The 14,599-nt window shown below is 62.7% G+C and carries 10 protein-coding genes; 5 read left to right on the top strand and 5 right to left on the bottom strand.

Annotation, left to right across the window (positions count from 1 at the left end; genetic code table 11):
- Nucleotides 1-4: 4 nt before the first annotated feature.
- Nucleotides 5-1,651: a membrane protein insertase YidC gene (yidC, locus tag J9885_RS12765; RefSeq protein ID WP_043763794.1), complete on the top strand. Its 1,647-nt coding sequence runs from the start codon at nt 5-7 to the stop codon at nt 1,649-1,651.
- Nucleotides 1,652-1,736: 85 nt separating this feature from the next.
- A complete protein-coding gene (gene mnmE, locus J9885_RS12760) occupies nt 1,737-3,098 on the top strand; it encodes a tRNA uridine-5-carboxymethylaminomethyl(34) synthesis GTPase MnmE (protein WP_210549679.1) in 1,362 nt (453 codons plus the stop codon).
- A gap of 69 nt (nt 3,099-3,167) precedes the next feature.
- On the opposite strand, the gene fhuB is transcribed toward mnmE, so the two are convergent.
- The 5 genes from fhuB to J9885_RS12735 form a co-directional block, all read right to left on the bottom strand.
- Nucleotides 3,168-5,150, bottom strand: coding sequence for a Fe(3+)-hydroxamate ABC transporter permease FhuB (gene fhuB, locus J9885_RS12755; protein ID WP_210549678.1), 1,983 nt, complete (start codon nt 5,148-5,150; stop codon nt 3,168-3,170).
- The gene (locus tag J9885_RS12750; protein ID WP_210549714.1) at nt 5,147-6,067 is read right to left on the bottom strand and encodes an ABC transporter substrate-binding protein; all 921 of its coding nucleotides are present in this window, start codon (nt 6,065-6,067) and stop codon (nt 5,147-5,149) included. Before J9885_RS12750 ends, fhuB begins: the two co-directional genes overlap by 4 nt.
- Nucleotides 6,068-6,097: 30 nt before the next feature.
- Entirely contained in the window at nt 6,098-6,862 is a 765-nt protein-coding gene (locus J9885_RS12745; protein ID WP_210549677.1) for an ATP-binding cassette domain-containing protein, read from the bottom strand.
- Nucleotides 6,863-6,908: 46 nt separating this feature from the next.
- A complete protein-coding gene (locus J9885_RS12740; RefSeq protein ID WP_210549676.1) occupies nt 6,909-8,555 on the bottom strand; it encodes a multidrug ABC transporter permease/ATP-binding protein in 1,647 nt (548 codons plus the stop codon).
- 61 nt (nt 8,556-8,616) lie between these two features.
- On the bottom strand, nt 8,617-10,725 hold the full coding sequence (locus tag J9885_RS12735) for a TonB-dependent siderophore receptor (protein ID WP_210549675.1): 2,109 nt from the start codon (nt 10,723-10,725) through the stop codon (nt 8,617-8,619).
- 373 nt (nt 10,726-11,098) lie between these two features.
- Between J9885_RS12735 and mioC the strand changes: the two genes are divergently transcribed.
- The 3 genes from mioC to rsmG all read left to right on the top strand — a co-directional run bounded on the left by mioC (nt 11,099) and on the right by rsmG (nt 14,594).
- Nucleotides 11,099-11,548, top strand: a complete 450-nt coding sequence (gene mioC, locus J9885_RS12730) for an FMN-binding protein MioC (RefSeq protein WP_210549674.1) — start codon at nt 11,099-11,101, stop codon at nt 11,546-11,548.
- Nucleotides 11,549-12,057: 509 nt separating this feature from the next.
- Nucleotides 12,058-13,947, top strand: coding sequence for a tRNA uridine-5-carboxymethylaminomethyl(34) synthesis enzyme MnmG (gene mnmG, locus J9885_RS12725; protein ID WP_210549673.1), 1,890 nt, complete (start codon nt 12,058-12,060; stop codon nt 13,945-13,947).
- A 20-nt stretch (nt 13,948-13,967) separates the two neighbouring features.
- The gene (gene rsmG, locus J9885_RS12720) at nt 13,968-14,594 is read left to right on the top strand and encodes a 16S rRNA (guanine(527)-N(7))-methyltransferase RsmG (protein WP_210549672.1); all 627 of its coding nucleotides are present in this window, start codon (nt 13,968-13,970) and stop codon (nt 14,592-14,594) included.
- Nucleotides 14,595-14,599 lie beyond the last annotated feature (5 nt).

The following is a 14,599-nucleotide window of genomic DNA, read 5'->3' as shown; positions in this document are numbered from 1 at the left end:
GACTATGGAATCACAACGCAATTTACTCCTGATCGGTTTGCTGTTCGTGAGCTTCTTGCTCTGGCAACAGTGGGAGTCCGACAAGGCTCCGAAGCCGGCCCCGACGACCGTGGCCCAAACCGAACATTTCGTACCTGAAGCCGGTCAGACCGGTGATATTCCTCAGGTTTCCGAGCAAGCAAATGGTAACGCCGCGCGCAAGCTGATCACCGTCTCCTCCGACGTGCTCAAGCTGACCCTGGATACCCAGGGCGGTGACATCGTCTCTGCCGAACTGCTGGCCCACAAGCTGGAAGAAGGCAAGGAACAGCCGTTCACCCTGCTGACCAGCCAACCTGCGCATATCTACGTTGCCCAGAGTGGCCTGGTGGGCCGTAACGGTCCGGACAGCCAGCCAGAAGGCCGTCCGACCTATGAAGCCGCCCAGACCAGCTACCAGCTGGCAGACGGTCAGGATCAGGTCGTCGTCCCGATGACCTGGACCGACAGCAAGGGCGTGGTCTTCACCAAGGAGTTCGTGCTCAAGCGCGGTGACTACGCCGTGGGCGTCGACTACAAGATCGACAACAAGTCTGCCGAGCCGGTCCAGGTGCAGTTCTACGGTCAGCTGAAGCAGACCATGACCACGCCGAAGGATCAGGAAGGTCATGCCATGGTGGCCAGTGCCTACCGTGGTGGTGCCTTCTCCAGCGACGACAGCCGCTACAAGAAGTACACCTTCGACGAGATGAAGGATGCCGACCTGAACAAGACCACCCAGGGTGGTTGGGTCGCCATGCTGCAACACTACTTCGTCTCCGCCTGGGCCCCGAATGCCAACGACAGCAACAGCTTCTACAGCCGCGTGATCCCGGGCAAGGACCAGGCCATCATCGGCTACAAGGCGCCTCTGGTTGACGTCGCTGCCGGCCAGCAGGCCGAGGTGAGCGGCAAGCTATGGATCGGTCCCAAGCTGCAGGATCAGATGGCCAAGGTGGCCAACCACCTGGATCTGACCGTCGACTACGGCTGGCTCTGGTTCATCGCCCAGCCGCTGCACTGGCTGCTGACCGTGTTCCACGGCTTCGTCCAGAACTGGGGTCTGGCCATCATCATGCTGACCCTGCTGGTCCGCGGCATCATGTTCCCGCTGACCAAGGCCCAGTACACCTCCATGGCCAAGATGCGCATGCTCCAGCCCAAGCTGGCGGCGCTCAAGGAACGCTTCGGCGACGATCGCCAGAAGATGTCCCAGGGCATGATGGAGCTGTACAAGAAGGAGAAGGTCAACCCGCTGGGCGGCTGTCTGCCCATCCTGGTGCAGATGCCCATCTTCATCGCCCTGTACTGGGCTCTGATGGAGTCTGTTGAACTGCGCCACGCGCCGTTCGCCCTGTGGATCACCGACCTGTCGGTGAAGGACCCCTTCTTCGTGCTGCCGATCCTCATGGGTGCCTCCATGTGGTACCTGCAGAAGATGAGCCCGACCACCATCACGGACCCGATGCAGCAGAAGGTGATGCAGTTCATGCCGATCATCTTCACCTTCATGTTCCTCTGGTTCCCGGCAGGCCTGACCCTGTACTGGCTGGTGAGCAACGTCATCTCCATCATCCAGCAGACCATCATCTATCGTCAGCTGGAGAAGAAAGGTCTGCATTCCCGCAGCTAATCTTCCCTGATGACAAAAGAGGCGGCCTTCGGGCCGCCTTTTTTATTACAATGTCCGCAATTACCGAACAGACGAGTCAAGCAAGATGACAACAGAGACCATAGTGGCCCAGGCCACCGCTCCCGGCCGTGGCGGCGTCGGCATAGTCCGCGTCTCCGGCCCCGCCGCCGAGCGGGTCGCCGAGATAGTGCTCGGCAGACTCCCCCGCGTGCGTTACGCCGAATACCTGCCGTTCAGGGACGAGCAGGGGCAACCGCTGGATCAGGGCATCGCCCTGCTGTTCAAGGCCCCCAACAGCTTCACCGGGGAAGACGTGCTGGAGCTGCAAGGCCACGGTGGCCCCGTCATCCTGGACATGCTGGTGCGCCGCATCCTGCAGATCGAGGGTGTTCGCCCCGCCCGTCCCGGTGAGTTCAGCGAGCGCGCCTTCCTCAACGACAAACTGGACCTGGCCCAGGCAGAGGCCATCGCCGACCTCATCGAGGCTTCCAGTGAGCAGGCCGCCCGCAGCGCCATGCACTCCCTGCAGGGGCAGTTCTCCGGCAAGGTGCAGCAGCTGGTGGAGAGCCTCACCCGGCTGCGTATCTATGTGGAGGCGGCCATCGACTTCCCGGACGAGGAGATCGACTTCCTCTCCGATGGCAAGGTGGCCGGGGATCTCTACGCCATCATGGCAGAGCTGGACGATGTGCGCGGCGAGGCCAAGCAGGGCGCCCTGCTGCGGGAAGGGATGAAGGTGGTGATCGCCGGTCGTCCCAACGCCGGCAAATCGAGCCTGCTCAACGCCCTCGCGGGCCGTGAGTCCGCCATCGTCACCGAGATCGCCGGCACCACCCGCGACGTGCTGCGCGAGCACATCCACCTGGACGGCATGCCGCTGCACATCATCGACACCGCCGGCCTGCGTGACACCCAGGACAAGGTGGAGCAGATCGGTATCGAGCGCGCCTGGGCCGAGATCGAGCAGGCTGACCGGGTGCTGTTCATGGTGGATGGCACCACCACGGATGCAGTCGACCCCCACGAAATCTGGCCGGAATTTGTCGATCGCCTGCCGAAGAACATCGGCCTCACCGTGGTGCGCAACAAGGCGGACCTGACCGGCGAGGATCTGTCTCCGAGCGAAGAGCTGGGCCACGCCGTCTACCGCATCTCCGCCAAGACCGAGCTGGGGCTGCCCGCCTTGCGCGAGCATCTGAAGGCCTGCATGGGCTTCCAGGGCAACACCGAGGGGGGCTTCATGGCCCGTCGCCGCCACCTGGACGCGCTGGAGCGTGCCGCCGAGCGGCTGCTGGTGGCCAGGGAGCAGCTGGAGGTGTTCGTCGCCGGCGAGCTGGTGGCCGAGGAGCTGCGCCTGGCGCAGGAGTCCCTCTCCGAGATCACCGGCGAATTCAGCTCGGACGATTTGCTGGGCCGGATCTTCTCCAGCTTCTGCATCGGCAAATAACGCCGCACGGCAGGCAATAAAAAGCCCGGGTTCATCCCGGGCTTTTTATTGCATTATTCATCCAAAAACCTAGATTCGGCGCAGGCACCACATGAAGTAAGCACCCCCTAACAGGGTGGAAACCAGACCGACCGGCACCTCCTGGGGGAAGAGGATCTGCTGGCCGACCCAGTCCGCCGACACCATCAAGAGGGCTCCGCAGCCCGCCGCTCCGAGCAGGTGCCAGCGCGCCCGCACCAGTCCCATCATCCTGGCTAGGTGCGGTGCCAGCAGGCCGGCGAAGGAGAGCGGGCCGATCACCATGGTCGCACTGGCGGTGAGCACGGCCACCAGCAGCAGGATGACGAGTTGGGCCCGGCTGAGGCGAATGCCCAGCGCGGTGGCCACCGCCGGCCCCATGGGCATCAGATCCAGCCAGCGGCTCACCAGCAGGCAGCCGGCCAGCATCAGCAGTGCCAATGCGGTCAGGCCAAGGGCCACCGGCTGGGTGACATAGTAGGTGGAGCCGGACATCCAGGAGAGCAGCTGCTGCACCCGCATGTCACCGTTGGCCAGGGCGATGGCCTGCAGCGGCTCGAACAGCGCCGTGATGGCGATGCCGGAGAGCAGGATCCGCTCAGGCTGGAACCCGTTCCTGCGGTTGATCAATACCAGCAGCAGCAGGCAGACGAAGGCACCCAGCACGCCCCCCAGCAGCATCATGGGCAGCGGCAGGGCCGGCAGCAAGACCGCGGTGGCAATGACTCCCATAAAGGTGCCACCACTCACCCCCAGCAGTTCGGGGCTCGCCATGGGGTTGTTGCTGACCCGCTGCAGCAGAGTACCCGCCAGGGCCAGCAGCACACCGGCCGCACCGGCTGCCAGGGTGCGCGGTAGGCGCCACTCCAGCTGGGCCTGCCACCGCAGCCAGCTCGGCCAGCTCCACCCATCCATCCCCTGCCCGAACAGCAGGGAGGCGACCACCGCGGCTACCAGTCCCAAGAACATCAGGCCAAGCAGGCGGGATGGCCCGGGATGCCGCGCCACCACCAATCCGGCGGCAGATCTGGGGGTCGACGACTTCACGCTGAGGCGCGGGATCAGCCAGAGCAGCAGTGGTGCTCCCAGCAGGGCCGTCATGGCGCCGGTCGGGATCAGCACGGGCCAGAAACGGGTCAAGGATTGCAGCAGCAGGTCGGTGGCCGCCAGCAGCAGAGCGCCCAGCACGGGCGCCCACAACAGGCGCAGCCCAAGCCGCCTCACCCCCAGCATGCGTACCATGACCGGCGCCGCCAACCCGATGAAACCGATGAGCCCCACCACGCTCACCACGCAGGCGGTGATGAAGACCGCGAGGCCGAGGCCGGCGAAACGCAGGCGCTTGAGGGAGACTCCCAGGCTGCGCGCGCTGGCGTCATCCAGCTCCAGCACCGTCAGGGGACGGGCCAGCAGCGCAGCCAGCACACCGGCTGCCAGCAGCCGTGGCAGCAGGTAACTCACCCCGCTCCAGCTGGTCTGGGCCAGGGAACCGCTGCCCCATACCAGCAGACCCTTGAGTTCCTCCTGGAAGAACAGCAGCAGCCCCAGGCTGATGGCCGCGAGATAGAGGTTGATCACCAGGCCAGCAAAGACGATGACCACGGGATTGAGCTGGCGGCGCCAGGCCAGGGCGAACACCAGCCCCATGGCCATGCCGCCCCCCGCCATGGCGATCCACTCGCGCCCGATCAGCAGCCAGCCCGGGGCAAACAGGGTCACTACCATCAGTGCCAGCTGGGCGCCGGAGGCGACCCCCAGGGTGGTGGGCGAGGCGAGTGGATTGCGCAGCACCTGCTGCATCAGGGTGCCGGCCAGCCCGAGGGCGGCGCCGGCCAGCAGGCAGAGGAAGAGCCGCGGCAGCCAGCTGAAATGGATCACCGCCTGGCGGGCATCCTCCAGCTGCGGCGCGAAGATCGCCTGCCACCAAGCCCCTTCCGGCAGCTGGTGGGCCAGATCCCAGCCGGCCAGGGCGAGGGTCAGCAACAGCAGGGCCAGGCCGGGGCGCAGCAGGCTGGCGGGAAGCAACGGATTCATCGGGTGGCCCCCTTGGCGGTCACATGGGTTGCCGGTGCGAGAGAAGGCTCCCCTTGCAGGGCCCCGCTCAGCAGATCGGCGAAACGGCGGGCGGCGAGCAGGCCGCCGAAACTCCAGACGGCGGGCAGGTGCACGACCTTGCCCTGCTTCACCAGGGGCAGGTGCTGCCAGAGACCCGGCTCCTGCAGCCGTTCACCCACCCCCACGGGGATGGGGTCGACCACCACCAGTCGGGCGTCTGGCAAGTCCAGGAACTGTTCCAGGCTGACCACGGAGAAGCCCCAGGCATTGGTCTCCCCCTGCCAGGCGTTGCGCAGTCCCAGCCTTTGCATCACCGCCTCGAACAGGCTGTGGCGACCAAACACCCGCACGTGGCGTTCGTCGATGAACTGCACCACCAGCAGGGGTTGCGTGTCGGCGGGCACCTGCTCCTTCATCCGTGCCAGATCCCGCTCCAACGCGGCAAGCAGCTGATCGGCCTCCGCGGTCTTGCCCACCAGGGCGGCTATGGTCAGGGTCGCCTCGTGCAGCCGCTGCCACAGATCGGCATCGGGCTCGTAGAGCGCGATGGATTGTACCGGCGCGATCTGCGACAGGGTCGGCTCCAGCGACGCCATCAGGGGCGAGATGAGGATGAGATCGGGCTTGAGCTCCGCCAGCAACTCGCGATTGGGCTGCATCCGCAGGCCGATGTCCACCACCTTTGCCGGCAGTGCCGGCTCCCCTACCCAAGCGCGGTAGGAAGCCACGTCCCCCATGGCCAGCGGTGTGACGCCAAGGGCCAGCAGGGTTTCCGCGACCGTCCAGTCGACGGTCGCGATGCGGGGGATGGATTGGGCGCGTTGTTCGGTCGCCACAGCTTGTGACTCGGCCAGTGCCGCAAACGGCAACAACAGGCTGACAAGGCAAGGCGCCATCTTCAATAAACGGTTCAAGAGATCCCCCGGTCAGACGATGGCGATGGCGTGGTCATGGGCCGGATGGCGAATGACCTCCATGGGGATGCCGTAAATGTCGTGCAGGGTCTCGCAGGTCATAATCCGCTCGGGCTCGCCGTGGGTCAGCAGGCGGCCGCTGTGCAGCGCCACCAGCCGATCGCAGAAGCGGGACGCCATGTTGATGTCGTGAATGACGATGATGACCCCGAGGTTGAGCTGGCGGCTCAACTGCCTGACGAGGGTGAGCACCTCCACCTGATGAGCCACGTCCAGGGCGGCCAGGGGCTCGTCCAGCAGGATGAAGCGGCTCTCCTGGGCCAGCAGCATGGCGAGCCAGACCCGGCCCCGCTCGCCACCGGAGAGGGTATCCACCAGCCGATCGGCGAAAGTCTCGGTGTGGGTCAGGGCGATGGCCCGATCGACCTGGCGGTGATCCTCAGCCCCCATGCGCCCCAGCAGGCCGCGCCAGGGGTAGCGCCCCATCTCCACCAGCTCGCGGCCGAGCAGGTTCTCGGCGCTTGGCAGGTGCTGGGGCAGATAGGCTACCTGGCGGGCGAAGTCTCGGTTGCCCCACTCGGACAGCGGTTTGTCGTCGAACCGGATCTCGCCACCGCTCAGGGGCTGCTGGCGGGCCAGCAGCTTGAGCAGGGTCGACTTGCCCGAACCGTTGTGGCCGATGAGGCCATAGACCTGGCCCTGTTCGAAGCGCAGGTCGGTGGGGTGGAGCAATGGGCGATCGTTCACCACAAAGCTGGCCGCTTTCATCTCAAACATAATCTGTTCCTGTGCTGGCTTGCTGCCAGTCTCATCGGAGCCAGCATCAGGCCGGCACTTCGCTATCCAGGTGGGCGACCGCATCCCGGCTCACCTGCTCGCGCCGCTCGCCGAGCAGCTCGGTGAGCCGGCCCTGGCGCATCTCCAGCAGGCGATCTGCCTGGGAGAAGTAGAGATCGTCGTGGCTGATGGCGATCACCGTCTTGCCCATCTCCTTGAGACGCGGCAGCAGCACCTGATAGAAGATGCGGCGGAACTGGGGATCCTGATCTGCAGCCCATTCGTCGAACAGCATCACCTCGCGCTGCTCCGCCAGAGCCAGCAGCAGTGCAACCCGCTTGCGCTGTCCCTGGGAGAGGTCGATGTCGGTGATGAAGTCATCCTCGATGCGCAACTTGCTCCCCATCTGCAGACGCTCCAGCCACTCGGCCATCAGCGCGTCCTTGGGCTCGGGCCCCAGCAGATGCTGGAACAGGTGGTAGTCGGTGAAGATGGCGGAGAAGAGCGCCAGGTAGGCGTTGCGATCCGCGATGGGCTCCCCGTCCAGCAGGATCCGGCCAGAGACCGGCTGGTAGAGCCCGGTCAGCAGCATGGCCAGGGTCGACTTGCCGGAGCCGTTGCCCCCGATGATGAAGATCTGCTCTCCCTTCTCGATGGCCAAATTGACGGGGCCCACGGCGAAGCCGCCCTCCCCCGGATAGTGGAAGCTCACCTCCTCCAGCTCGATGCGCCGCCAGGCGCGGGGGGCCGGCGGCAGCGGGAACTCGGAGCTGGGCTCGGCCAGCGTCAGGGCCGCAATCTTGTCAAACGCCACCTGGGCGGCAATCAGGGTCGGCAGGGCGCCGATGCCCTGCAGCAGTGGGGTGCGCAGAAACAGCAGGGTCAGGGCAAAGGTAGCGGCCACATTGGTGTTGGCCCAGCCCAGGCCGTTCGCCAGGAAGAAGACCAGGCCGATGGCCCCCAGCATCATGATGTTCGACCAGTTCACCGCGCTCAGGTGATAGGTGTCGGCGCGGATGATCTCCTGGCGGTAGTCCCGGGCATTCTGTTCATAGAGCTGGTGGTAGACGAAATGCGCCCGCTCGCGATTGAGAGCCAGCTCCTTGCTGCCGGCGATGATGGACTGGTAGTTCTGGTAGAGCTTGTCTTCCGCGAGCCGCATGCGCGACAGATGGCGATAGACATGGTTCACCAGCAGCCAGCCCACCACCATGGTGACGGTGACCCAGAGCGCGGTGACGGTGAGCAGGGAGGGAGAGAGCCAGCCGAGGTAGATGACGGATCCCAGGGTCAGCACCAGCCCCTGCACCAGCTCCGGCAGGCGCACGAAAGCGATGGTGATCTGGCCGATGTCGCTGGAGAGGGAAGCCAGGAGCGGCCCCTGCCCTATCTGGCGAATGCGGGCGACGTCGGTATCCAGCAGCTGCTTGAGCAGGCGACCGCGCAGCTGATAGACGAAGTGGTGGCCCAGGGTGGTCAGGGCCAGCTGGGCGCCCAGGGTGACAACAAGCAGCAGGACAATGAGGCCGAGCAGCTGGCCGAGGATCGGCAGCGGATCGCCAGAAGATTCGATAAGAGATTGATTGATAAAAGCAATGACGCCTATACCGCTCACCGCACTGAGCAGGCTGAGCAGGACGATGGCGATGAAGGGCCAACGGTATTGGCGGTAAACCAGTGACAAGAGTTCCATGACAGGCCTGTAGACAGAAAGAAGGAGGGCGGGAGCCTGATGCCCCCGCCCGGCCTGGATCTTACCAGCGGTAGTTGACGGAGCCGACTATGCTGCGCGGCTCGCCGTAGTAGCAGTAGTAGTCACAGCTCGCCACATAGGTGTCGTCCAGCAGGTTGTTCACGTTGATCTGGGCACGCCAGTTCTTGGCGAAGTCATACCCGATCATCGCATCCCACACGGTCTGGGCCGGCACTTCGGCGGAGCCATAAATGGGATTGTAATTGGCATCCACGGCACCTATGCCGACGCTGGAACCGATGTAGCGTACCCCGGAGCCCACTTCCAGCCCGGCGACCGGACCCTGCTGCACCTTGTAGTTGCCCCAGAAGGAGGCTTGGTGACGCGGGATCAGGCTGGCACGGCGATCGCCGTTGCCGGTGTCGTTGGTCTTGGCATCGGTGTAGGTATAGGCAGCGGTCAGACGCAGGGCCTCGGTGGCCTGCACGCTCCCTTCCAGTTCGATGCCCTGGGAGGTCACTTCACCCGCCTGGGTCTGCTGGCCGGACCCGGTGGAGACGAGGGAGTTGGTCTGCTCCAGATCGAACAGTGCCAGGTTGATGTAGCCATCGAGGAAGCTGGGGGCGTACTTGATGCCTGTCTCGTACAGCTTGCCTTCCAGCGGCTTGTAGGAGTTCTTGGTGTTCGGGTCTATGCCCGGCAACACTTCGAACGACTCCGCATAGGCGAAGTACGGGGAGAGGCCGTTGTCGGCCAGGTACATCAGGCTGCCGGAGAGCGAGAGGTTGTCGTCATACTGCTTCTCGTTCTTGCTGGTGGCCTCGCTGACGTTGTGGGTCTCCACATAGTCGAAGCGGCCACCGGCGGTCAGCAACCAGCGGTCGTCCCAGCGGATCTGGTGCTGGGCGTAGAGGCCGCTCTGACCCTTGGTGTTTTTCTGATAGGTGGCGGTGGATTCGTCGAAGCCGGGGAAGCCGCTGTAATCCGGGTTCATGGTGTTGATGGAGCCCATGCCGTAGTTGTCGGCTTCGTCCCCTTCATTCACATGACGCTGCAGATCGATCCCCATCAGCAGGGTCTGCTCGGTGCGATCCGTGTTCCAGTACCCCACCAGCTGGTTGTCCATGGTGGCACTCTTGGTGTCGCCGTCACGGTAGACCAGGCCGCGATAGGCGGTAGTGCCCTGATAGGTCGGGAAGATGTAGGTCTGGCGCAGCAGCAGCTCGTTGTAGTTGAAGCGGACGTTCTGCTTGAACTCCCAGGTCTGGTTGATCTGGTGAGTCAGCTCGTACCCCGCCGAGATCTGGGTGTTGCGGTTGCGATCGTAGCCCGGCTGGCTCAGGTTGGTGCTGGGATCGATCTGGCCACCCGAGGTATTCAGGGTGCCGTAGACGGGGAAGAAGCCGTTGGTGGGCACCCCTTCATCGTGCAGGAAGCTGGAAAGCAGGGTCAGGCTGGTGCTATCCGAAATATCCAGGGTCACGCTGGGCGCCAGATAGGCGCGCTCGCTGTAGGTACCATCCAGCACGCCGTCCCGCTCCTTATAGAGGGCGACCATGCGATAACGGCTGTTGTCGGCCAGATCGTCGGAGACATCCACCCCGACCTGACGCAGATCCCGACTGCCCAGCTGCAGGTTGACCAGCCCCTGCGGGGTCGCGGTGGGACGCTTGCTGATGGAATTGATCACGCCGCCGGGAGGGGCTTCGCCATAGAGGATGGAGGCGGGGCCCTTCAGCACTTCCACGCTCTCCAGACCGAAGGGTTCCGGGGTCCAGACATAGTAGCCGGTACCGAACAGGCGGTTGCCATCCAGATAGGAGGCAGCATCGAAGCCACGCACCTTGAACCAGTCGGTATTGTTGTCGGAGCCATAGAGGCCGGTGAGGATGCCGGAGCGGTAACGCACGGACTCGTCCAGCTGCTGCACGGCGTGTTGATCCAGCTCTTCGCGATTGACCACGGAGACGGCACGCGGGGTCTCGGCCATGGGCACCTCGACCTTCATCGCTGTCCCGGTCACCACCATGGTCTCGCCGGCCTTGGGCAACTCTTTATCCGCTTGCTCCGCAGCCAGCACCGGCAGGGTCGCCAGCAGGCAGGAGAGCGGCAACAGCCGGGCACCTCGTTTTTGCATCACTGCATTCGGGGTATTTTTTTGCGCAATCATATAAGTGTCTCAAATATCAACAAGTTATGTTTTGGTTTCTTATTATTGGCGCCCTGTGCTGCCGGTCTGCCCGACGCCTTAGGCGAATAAAGCAGCGTCATGCTACTACAGGAGCCATGATCGAATCGATTCAATAATTGCTAATCATTTGCATCTGTATTGTTATCCGTCATATCAACGATGAGTTTTCACGAAGAAGGGACTCATTCGTATGGGGATGGAGAGGAAGGAGAGAAAATGAGGGTCACAGGGGCCGTTTCACCCGAAAAAGTCGGGCAGGATCCTTATCCCCAAGCTTTATCCATATTTATCCACATGCTTTGGCGGTAAGATCCCGGCTCTTCACCCTTTCGATAACATCAGGATCCATTCGATGGCCAAACTCAACCTCGTCGTCGGCTCCATGCTGGGAGCCTCCGAATATGTCGCAGATCATGTGGCCAGCCTGCTGGAACAGGCGGGTCATCAAGCCGAGATCCACAACCCCGCCAGCCTAGCCAGGATCCTGTCCGAGCCCCAGGCCATCCTGCTGGTGATCACCTCCACCCATGGAGCAGGGGATGTACCCGACAATCTGCAGCCCTTCGCCAAGGATCTTGCGGACCAGCGCCCGGATCTCAACACATTGAAATATGGAGTGATCGCATTGGGGGATCGCAGCTATGACACCTTCTGCCAGGGTGGAAAGACGCTGGATCGTCTGCTGGCGGAGTGCGGGGCCGCCAGGATCGGGGACCGTCTGGAGATAGATGTCACCCAGCACGAGATCCCGGAAGATGCTGCCGAAGCCTGGATCCACGACTGGATGGCCTTGATCGCCTGATCAGGGAGCGGGAGATCCGGTCACAGCCCCCGATCTCCCCCGTTTATCCCCAGATCCCTATCCACCAGGTTATTAACAGGTGGATCCGCAGAAGTTGTTCCCGCCTGCTCCCCAGACACCTCCGGATAAATGTGTATAACTACGGTGTAAAGCTCTGCAAAACCTATAGTTATTCATGTATTAGATCCAAACCAAGACCGGTCTGTGTATAAAAACCCGGGTTATCCCCCCGTTCACCGCCCCTGGATCCAAGCTTTTCCACAAGCAGCGATCGCCTTTAAGCGAATGATCTTTATGATCAAAAATGGCTTATCAACAGAAGTCCTGGATCCTAATAAAAGATCCAGTAAAAGATCGATCTAAAGATCCTTAAGATCTATTTAGGAGATCCCTGATCCATACTGATCCTGAAGTAGGCGTTCCCCTCCGGATGCTAAACAGATAGAATGATCCGCCCTTCAGACCAGGCAAATAAAGATCTTCAGGCGTGCAGATCAAGGTGATCCCCAATGCAATACCATGAACAATTTGATGTGATCGTCGTCGGTGGCGGTCACGCAGGAACCGAAGCAGCAACAGCGGCAGCCCGGATGGGCCTCAACACCCTGTTGCTGACCCACAACATAGATACGCTGGGACACATGTCCTGCAACCCGGCGATCGGCGGGATCGGCAAGGGACACCTGGTCAAGGAAGTGGATGCCCTTGGCGGGATCATGGCGCAGGCCATCGATCTCGGCGGGATCCAGTTCCGTACGCTCAACTCTTCCAAAGGCCCGGCAGTACGAGCTACCCGTGCCCAGGCGGATCGCCTGCTCTACAAGGCCGTGGTTCGCCAGACTCTGGAAAACTACCCGAACCTGAAGATCTTCCAGCAAGCCTGCGACGATCTGGTCATGGACGGGGATCGGGTTGCCGGTGTCGTCACCCAGAGCGGGATCCGCATCAGCGGCAAGACGGTGGTACTGACCGTCGGTACCTTCCTGAACGGCCTGATCCACATCGGCATGGAAAACTACAAGGGCGGTCGCGCCGGGGATCCTCCCTCGATCGCTCTGGCCCAGCGCCTGCGCGAAATGCCGCTGCGCATCGATCGCCTCAAGACCGGCACGCCGCCGCGTATCGATGCCCGCACCGTCGACTTCTCCGTGATGCAGCAACAACACGGTGACGATCCTCGTCCGGTCTTCTCTTTCATCGGCAACGCCAGCCAGCACCCCCGTCAGGTGCCCTGCTACGTGACCCATACCAACGAGCAGACCCACGAGGTGATCCGCAACAACCTGGATCGCAGCCCCATGTACGCCGGGGTGATCGAAGGAATTGGCCCGCGCTACTGCCCGTCGATCGAAGACAAGATCACCCGCTTCGCCGACAAGACGGCACACCAGATCTTCGTCGAGCCGGAAGGGCTGACTACCCACGAGCTCTACCCGAACGGGATCTCCACCAGCCTGCCGTTCGACGTGCAGGTGCAGATCGTCCGCTCGATCCGTGGCTTCGAGAACGCCCACATCACCCGCCCCGGCTACGCCATCGAATACGACTTCTTCGATCCGCGGGATCTCAAGGCCAACATGGAGAGCAAGTGCATCGAAAACCTGTTCTTCGCCGGCCAGATCAACGGCACCACAGGCTATGAAGAAGCCGCTGCCCAGGGGCTGATGGCCGGTCTGAACGCGGGCTTGCGCGCCCAGGGCAAGGAAGCCTGGCACCCGCGTCGGGATCAGGCCTATATGGGCGTGATGATGGACGATCTCTCGACCCTGGGAACGCGCGAGCCCTATCGCATGTTCACCAGCCGCGCCGAATATCGCCTGCTGCTGCGGGAAGACAACGCGGATCTGCGTCTGACCGCTATCGGCCGCGAACTGGGTCTGGTGGATGATCACCGCTGGAGCCTGTTCAATGCCAAGGTGGAACTGGTGGAGCAGGAACGCCAGCGCATGCGTTCGACCTGGATCCACCCGCAACATCCCTCCCTGGAAGCGGTCAATGCCCTGGTCAACACTCCGCTGACCCGGGAACAGAGCCTGGAAGAGCTGCTGCGCCGCCCCGAGGTAGCCTACGATGCCCTGATGGCCATCGAGGGGATCGGTCCGGCCCTGAACGATCCGGCCGCCGCGGATCAGGTGGAGATCCAGATCAAGTACGCCGGCTACATCGAGCGTCAGCACGACGAAGTGGAGAAGCAGCTGCGCAACGAGAACACCCTGTTGCCGCTGGACATGAACTACCGCGACGTGAACGGTCTCTCCAACGAGGTGATCGCCAAGCTGAACGATGCCAAGCCAGAGACCATTGGCCAGGCGTCCCGCATCTCCGGCATCACCCCTGCGGCCATCTCCATTCTGCTGGTGCACCTGAAGAAACACGGCCTGCTGCGTAAAACCGCCTGAGGAATTCCCCGTTGGAAAACATGCTGGAAAGATTGAACGGCCTGCTCATGCAGGCCGGAATTGTTATCACCGATACCCAGAAGACCCAGTTGGTGCAGTTGGTCGAGTTGCTGCACAAGTGGAACAAGGCTTACAATCTCACCTCGGTGCGAGATCCGGACGCCATGCTGGTCAAGCATATCCTCGACAGCCTGGTGGTGAGCCCTCACCTGCACGGTGAGCGCTTCATCGATGTGGGCACAGGCCCGGGTCTGCCCGGACTGCCGCTGGCCATCATCAATCCGGACAAAGAGTTCGTGCTGCTCGACAGCCTGGGCAAGCGGATCAACTTCATCCGCCAGGTGATCCTGGAGCTGGGGTTGACCAATGTGACCCCCGTCAAATCCCGGGTGGAGGAGTATCAACCCGAGACGGGATTTGATGGTGTACTGAGCCGGGCCTTCGCCTCCCTGGAGGACATGCTGAGCTGGTGCCATCATCTGCCGTCACCCGAGGGCTGCTTCCTGGCGCTCAAGGGACAATACCCCGAGCAGGAACTGGCACAGCTGCCTGCCAGCATTCGTCTGGTCGCCACCCACAAACTGGTGGTGCCGGAACTGGAAGGCGAACGCCATCTGCTGGAGTTTAAAGCCATCCAGCCCGAATAGGGCCG

This window comes from Aeromonas sp. SrichE-2G (assembly GCF_017939565.1).
Taxonomy (GTDB): Bacteria; Pseudomonadota; Gammaproteobacteria; order Enterobacterales; family Aeromonadaceae; genus Aeromonas; species Aeromonas taiwanensis.
This window is presented reverse-complemented; position numbering and strand designations above follow the sequence as displayed.

Bases quoted from the DNA above. Each gene is read 5' to 3' on its own strand.
- yidC (WP_043763794.1), top strand. From the start codon at position 5: ATGGAATCACAACGCAATTTACTCCTGATCGGTTTGCTGTTCGTGAGC.
- mnmE (WP_210549679.1), top strand. From the start codon at position 1,737: ATGACAACAGAGACCATAGTGGCCCAGGCCACCGCTCCCGGCCGTGGC.
- fhuB (WP_210549678.1), bottom strand. From the start codon at position 5,150: ATGAATCCGTTGCTTCCCGCCAGCCTGCTGCGCCCCGGCCTGGCCCTG.
- J9885_RS12750 (WP_210549714.1), bottom strand. From the start codon at position 6,067: ATGGCGCCTTGCCTTGTCAGCCTGTTGTTGCCGTTTGCGGCACTGGCC.
- J9885_RS12745 (WP_210549677.1), bottom strand. From the start codon at position 6,862: ATGTTTGAGATGAAAGCGGCCAGCTTTGTGGTGAACGATCGCCCATTG.
- J9885_RS12740 (WP_210549676.1), bottom strand. From the start codon at position 8,555: ATGGAACTCTTGTCACTGGTTTACCGCCAATACCGTTGGCCCTTCATC.
- J9885_RS12735 (WP_210549675.1), bottom strand. From the start codon at position 10,725: ATGATTGCGCAAAAAAATACCCCGAATGCAGTGATGCAAAAACGAGGT.
- mioC (WP_210549674.1), top strand. From the start codon at position 11,099: ATGGCCAAACTCAACCTCGTCGTCGGCTCCATGCTGGGAGCCTCCGAA.
- mnmG (WP_210549673.1), top strand. From the start codon at position 12,058: ATGCAATACCATGAACAATTTGATGTGATCGTCGTCGGTGGCGGTCAC.
- rsmG (WP_210549672.1), top strand. From the start codon at position 13,968: ATGCTGGAAAGATTGAACGGCCTGCTCATGCAGGCCGGAATTGTTATC.